The sequence below is a fragment of the Congregibacter sp. genome, assembly GCF_045107095.1.
Classification (GTDB): Bacteria; Pseudomonadota; Gammaproteobacteria; order Pseudomonadales; family Halieaceae; genus Congregibacter.
Genome location: NZ_JBGCFU010000109.1, coordinates 1 through 5284, shown reverse-complemented (window position 1 = coordinate 5284; position 5284 = coordinate 1). Strand labels below are relative to the sequence as shown.

Sequence of the window (5284 nt, the reverse complement as noted above, 5' to 3'; positions counted from 1 at the left end):
ATTACGGTCGCGCGTCGTCGCAATTGGCAGAAGCGGCAGCGCAGCTGGCCACGTTGCGTAAGATGCGTAATCGCTCGGGTCGCGGCAGCTAAGCCAATTAGCATGGTTTACCCTGAAACCTCGGCAATGCCGGGGTTTTTTTTGTTTTAGGGCCGCAGGCTTAGGTCGAAGGCTCTATCCCTTCTTCAGGCTGTGAACCAGTCGGTATTACTCGCGTTGTAAACCACTGCCCAGTGGGTACTATCACCTCTCAGAATTTTGAATAAGGCCGGATCTCCGGGCTACCTCTATGAAGCTTGAAGTCGTTGTTTTGGCTGCGGGTCAGGGAACACGTATGCGCTCCAGTTTGCCTAAGGTGCTACATCCCTTGGCGAATCGGCCGTTGCTCTCCCATGTTCTTGATAGCGCACGCACCTTGATGCCCGTGCGCATACACGTGGTCATTGGTCATGGCTCGGAGTTAGTTCGTGAAGCGCTGGATGCCAAGGATCTTGTTTGGGTGATGCAAGAAGAACAACTAGGCACGGGTCATGCGGTTCTCCAAGCCATGCCGGGTATTGATGCAGACTCAACGGTACTCGTTCTCTATGGCGACGTGCCTTTGCTGCGAGCCAGCACCTTAGAGGGCCTTATTGATAACTGCCCTGCTCTGCTTACCGCCAACCTGGATGACCCCGACGGATATGGCCGCGTGCTGCGCGACAGTGGCGATCAATTGCAGGGTGTGGTGGAGCATAAGGACGCGTCTGATGAGCAGCGGGCTGTTCGTGAAATTAATACCGGGGTCCTCGCATACCCTGCAGCATTGTTGGCGGAATACTTACCACGTGTTGGCAACGCCAATGCGCAGGGCGAGTACTACCTCCCCGATATTTTGTCGATGGCAGTTAATGAAGGCCATTGTGTCGCCGCATTACGCGCTAATGAAGCCAGTGAGGTGATGGGAATCAATGACCGGGTTCAGCTTGCAGAAGCCGAGACCGTGTATCGTCAGCGCGCCGCTGAAGCACTTATGCTCGCGGGAGTTTCTCTAGCTGACCCTGCGCGTATTGATGTTCGAGGTAGTCTGAATTGTGGTCGCGATGTATTTATTGATGTGAATTGCGTGTTCGAGGGCGAGGTTACTCTCGGTGAAGGTGTGCGTATCGGACCCAGTTGCTTGGTGAGAAACAGCACTATTGCGGCGGGTACAGAAGTTCACGCCTTGAGTCATATTGACGAGAGCGATGTGGGTGACAACTGTTCCGTAGGGCCTTATGCGCGTCTGCGGCCTGGAACCACGCTTGCCAAGGGCGCCCGTATTGGCAACTTTGTAGAAATCAAAAAGGCGCTCATCGGCGAGGGCAGTAAAGTAAATCACCTGAGTTATGTCGGCGATGCTGAGCTGGGCGACGGCGTTAACGTCGGTGCAGGGACTATCACCTGCAATTATGATGGCGTTAACAAGCATAAAACGCGTTTGGGCGATGGAGTGTTTGTGGGCTCAAACAGCACTCTGGTCGCTCCTCTGGAGGTCGGTGCTGGCGGTTTTGTTGCTGCTGGCTCTACCGTAACCAGAGATGTGCCGGAAAGCGCGCTGGGTGTTTCGCGCGCTAAACAGCGAAATATCGACGGGTGGCAGACACCCAAGCAGCGGGCAGACGACGAAAAAAACCAGGCTCAGGGAGACTGATCCATGTGTGGAATTGTGGCTGCGACAGCGCGGCGTGAAGTATCAGAAATCCTACTCGAGGGTCTGAGACGTCTCGAGTATCGCGGTTATGATTCTGCGGGCATGGCATTGATCGATAACGAGCATCGATTACAGCTTCATAAATATCAGGGCAAGGTTGCTGCTCTTGAAGAGGCACAAGCGCTAAATCCGATTCTTGGTTGTACCGGTATCGCTCATACACGCTGGGCTACTCATGGCCAGCCTTCCGCTGCGAACGCCCACCCACATATTTCAGGGCAACGCGTGGCGGTCGTACACAACGGTATCATCGAAAACCACCAGGCCTTGCGCGAAGAACTTAAAGATGCCGGCTATGATTTTGTCTCGGCCACCGATACCGAAGTAATTGTTCACTTACTCCACAGGTCTGTGGAACAAGGAAATAGTTTGCTCGAGGCTATGCGGTCTACTGTTTCGCTTTTAGATGGCGCGTACGCTTTGGCAGCGATCGATACTCAAAACCCAGAAGAAGTTGTAGCTGCTCGATCGGGTAGCCCGCTTGTGGTTGGCGTTGGAATTGGGGAGCACTTTCTTGCGTCCGACACTATGGCCCTTCGCCAGGTGACTGACCGTTTTATCTATCTTGATGAGGGTGATCTGGTTGTCTGTAGTGCAGCCGGACTCGCTATTTACGACGGTGAGGGAGAGCCTGTCCAGCGAGAAATGAAGCAGATATCCGGCAACATCGAAGATGCCGATCTGGGTGATTTTGAACATTACATGCTCAAGGAAATCTATGAGCAGCCTCACGCGCTGGCGGCTACATTTGCAAAAGCCATCGATGGAAAAGTCGATGACAGTATTTTTGGAGAGACCGCTTCGGAGGCTTTTGCCAAAACCCAGGCAGTGCAGATCGTTGCCTGCGGTACAAGCTATCACGCAGGTCTCGTTGCTCGTTACTGGTTAGAAGATATTGCCGGGATTCCCTGCCAGGTCGAAGTTGCTTCAGAATTCCGTTATCGAAAACGTGTTTCTCATCCGGGCACGTTGTTGGTCACGATTTCTCAAAGCGGTGAAACCGCCGATACGCTGGCGGCGCTTCGTCATGCTGACCCCGAAGAGTTTGTCGCTAGTCTTGTAATTGCAAACGTGGATAACAGTTCTCTGGTGCGTGAGAGCGATATGGCATTTTTGACGCGCGCCGGTATTGAGATTGGCGTTGCGTCTACAAAAGCGTTTACGACACAGCTCGTCGCCTTTTTGATGCTTGCTGTGGCACTGGGTCGTCATCGAGGCTTGAGTGCAGAAAGGGAGCAGCAACTTGTAAGCGGTCTGACCGCGCTGCCGGATTTGGTTAAGCAGACCTTGAAGATTGACCCGCAGATTGAAGCGATGTCTGCTTCCTTTATCCAGAAGCACCACGCGCTGTTTCTTGGTCGGGGCATTCAGTACCCCATTGCTATGGAGGGGGCACTGAAGCTCAAGGAGATTTCTTACATCCACGCTGAGGCCTATCCGGCAGGTGAGTTAAAGCATGGCCCTCTCGCATTAGTCGATGCTGATATGCCCATTGTTGCCGTTGCGCCGAATGACGACCTTTTGGACAAGCTAAAGTCAAACCTTGAAGAGGTTCGCTCCCGAGGCGGCGAGTTGTATGTGTTCGCAGATGTGGATGCAGGGTTCAAAGATGAGCCTGGCGTTCATGTACTGGCTATGCCACATACTCCCGAGATACTGCAGCCGGTTATATACACCGTGGCGTTACAGCTTTTGTCCTATCATGTTGCATTACAAAAAGGGACAGACGTGGATAAGCCTCGGAACCTGGCAAAGTCCGTGACTGTAGAATAAAACACTCAGAGTGTTGTGATCGTGCGCACAGCGCTCTATGCATTGCTTACGGCGTTCTGTCTTGTCGGATGCAGCGACCCGGCGCTCAAGCCTTTATCTGGCGACGCCACGATCCTGGCTTTTGGCGATAGCCTCACCTACGGCACCGGCGCCCCATCCCGGTATTCATATCCCGCAGTACTTGAAAAACTCACCGGCCTGAAGGTGATTAATGCGGGTGTTCCAGGAGAACTCAGTGCTGAGGGTTTAGTTCGTTTACCCATGGTGTTGCAAGAACACACACCTGATATGGTTGTGCTTGTACATGGCGGCAACGATACCTTGCGTAATGTATCCCCCGAGCTCACGCAGGCTAAGCTTGATTCAATGATCCAGCTCATTCGTACAGAGGGCGCAGATGTCGTTATGCTCGGCGTACCCGGCCGCAACCTGACCCTGTCGGTACCAAGTTATTACGGTGAGATCGCTGATCGGCTTGGGGTGCCGATGGACGACACCGTTCTACCACGACTTATGCGGGATCGGTCGGTAAAGAGTGACGCTGTGCACTTTAACCAAGCCGGCTATCGACGAATGGCGGAGGCCGTTCAGACGCTATTAGCTGAAAGTGGGGCGATCTCTAACCGACATTTGTGAAGAATGCACAAAAAGGGGCCGTTGGCCCCTTTAGTAAAAATGCACCAATTGTTCGCGTCGCATGTTGATGCGGTCACTGAGAGGCGGCTAATCTTCAGCTTCAAACCAGCGGTAACAAAGGCCGGCTAACAGTGCGCCTCCCAGTGGAGCAAGCCAGAATAACCACAACTGTGAGATCGCCCAGCTACCCTGAAACAGCGCAACGCCGGTACTCCGAGCGGGGTTTACCGAAGTGTTTGTGATGGGAATGCTGATTAGGTGAATTAGCGTCAGTCCCAATCCAATAGCAATGGGGGCAAACCCTGCAGGAGCGCGCTGATCAGTAGCACCCAAAATAATCATAAGAAACATAAAGGTCATTACAAGCTCTGTAACCAATGCAGCGGTCAAACTGTATCCACCGGGTGAGTGTTCTCCAAAGCCATTAGATGCAAACCCTGCTGTAACATCAAAGCCTGCCTGCCCTGTCGCAATCACATACAGGATTGCCGCTCCGGCAACGCCACCGGCTACTTGCGCCGCTATGTAGGGTCCCAGTTCTGACAACGGGAACCTGCCTCCAGACCACAAACCGAGAGACACAGCTGGGTTGAGGTGGCATCCGGAGATGTGTCCGACGGCATAGGCCATGGTTAACACCGTCAAACCAAAGGCAAGGGAGACACCGAGAAGGCCGATTCCCACATCAGGAAATGCGGCAGCAAGTACCGCACTACCACAGCCGCCAAGTACCAGCCAAAAAGTACCGATAAACTCCGCTCCGAGCTTTTTAGTTAGTTTCATGAGCATCTCCCCTTATCTTTTATTGTTGAATGCTCCGCCATTGTAGAACATCAATGGTGCTCTGGTTGCGTTGGAAAGCTTGCGGTGCCAAGTTGGGTCTTCGATTAACTCCAGTGGGTACGAGTGTCCCACTGTCAATTAAGACTTCTCTATGTAGCTCAATGCCGTCATCGCATGATAGCTGGTGTTCTCGTAGGGTACTTTCACGGGCTGCGGATCTACTATTTCTATCGGCGTTTCTCTGGCCATGGCGATTTCGAGAGCCATCATCGTAATGTTCACGCTAAAAGACGTGCCCATAAACACGATTCGGTCGGCATTCAGCATTCGCTTCCTTGCTTCAGATATGCGGTACAGCTC

At 52.9% G+C, this 5284-nt stretch carries 4 protein-coding genes and 1 pseudogene; 3 read left to right on the top strand and 2 right to left on the bottom strand.

Annotation, left to right across the window (positions count from 1 at the left end; all coding sequences use genetic code 11):
* The first annotated feature begins 289 nt into the window (after positions 1–289).
* Genes glmU through AB8B76_RS13915 form a run of 3 tightly spaced genes read left to right on the top strand, consistent with a single transcriptional unit; the run spans position 290 to position 4141 of the window.
* On the top strand, positions 290–1672 hold the full coding sequence (glmU, locus tag AB8B76_RS13925; RefSeq protein ID WP_405273380.1) for a bifunctional UDP-N-acetylglucosamine diphosphorylase/glucosamine-1-phosphate N-acetyltransferase GlmU: 1383 nt from the start codon (positions 290–292) through the stop codon (positions 1670–1672).
* Positions 1673–1675: 3 nt separating this feature from the next.
* A complete protein-coding gene (glmS, locus tag AB8B76_RS13920; protein WP_405273378.1) occupies positions 1676–3505 on the top strand; it encodes a glutamine--fructose-6-phosphate transaminase (isomerizing) in 1830 nt (609 codons plus the stop codon).
* Between the two features lie 21 nt (positions 3506–3526).
* Positions 3527–4141 carry a GDSL-type esterase/lipase family protein gene (locus AB8B76_RS13915; protein ID WP_405273377.1) on the top strand — a complete coding sequence of 205 codons (615 nt, stop codon included), beginning with the start codon at positions 3527–3529 and terminating at the stop codon, positions 4139–4141.
* A gap of 87 nt (positions 4142–4228) precedes the next feature.
* Here AB8B76_RS13915 and aqpZ read toward each other — a convergent pair whose 3' ends face one another.
* On the bottom strand, positions 4229–4924 hold the full coding sequence (gene aqpZ, locus AB8B76_RS13910; protein WP_405273375.1) for an aquaporin Z: 696 nt from the start codon (positions 4922–4924) through the stop codon (positions 4229–4231).
* 138 nt (positions 4925–5062) lie between these two features.
* Positions 5063–5284 (bottom strand): annotated as a pseudogene (locus AB8B76_RS13905) (sirtuin); the annotation flags it as partial.